The sequence below is a fragment of the Streptomyces mutabilis genome (assembly GCF_014649815.1).
Classification (GTDB): domain Bacteria; phylum Actinomycetota; class Actinomycetes; order Streptomycetales; family Streptomycetaceae; genus Streptomyces; species Streptomyces mutabilis.
Genome location: NZ_BMTT01000171.1, coordinates 1 through 652, shown reverse-complemented (window position 1 = coordinate 652; position 652 = coordinate 1). Strand labels below are relative to the sequence as shown.

General features: G+C 47.5%; 1 protein-coding gene. It reads right to left on the bottom strand.

All coding sequences use genetic code 11. From position 1 onward, the window contains the following. The coding region (locus tag IE142_RS39890; RefSeq protein ID WP_191889452.1) for a hypothetical protein at nucleotides 1-652 on the bottom strand (652 nt) is incomplete at both ends.

Here is a 652-nt window from a genome sequence, read left to right as displayed (position 1 = left end):
GAGTAGATAATTGGGTCTGGATAACCTTAAGATCCAGGTTGGTAACCGGAGCACGGCCAGTAGAGTAGACATCATCTAGTTTACTCTTGATAAAGGCGCGGTTCCAGTCCCGGAGACCTATAAAGAAGAGGTCATGTTTGAGATTTTCAAGAGATTCTTCTCCAATAGCGTGTAGGCGGTCAAAGATTCGATTAAAGGATGACTGGTAGGTGAGATAATCGTTATCCTTTATATAGAGCTCTTTGAGCTCCATGGTAAGGGCCATTCGCTCTTCACCGGTGGATTTGCCAAAAAGTGTGGCAGCTCGGTCCCAAAGACCATGGGCAGAGAGGTCATATACGGTGCCTAGTTTATCGGAAGCAGGGGTTGTCATGGCATTGAGCATACGGGCTCTCATGACAATGGCTTTTCTGTGCCAAACTGCAGCATCAAGTGGAGATGAGCCAGCAGGAGGAGTGTCCAGGTGAAGAGTTGTAATAGCATTGAGAATACCAGCTTCTTTTTGTATGGCAGAGCTCCATGCATCGTAATTATCCAGTGTCAAGATGACACGGCATCGGTCAGGCAGTAGCGTATCGACATCGGCTTGGACAAGGGCAATAGCATTGCTGATATTTGTGTCTGAGGCATCACGCAGAGGCGGTTGGATATC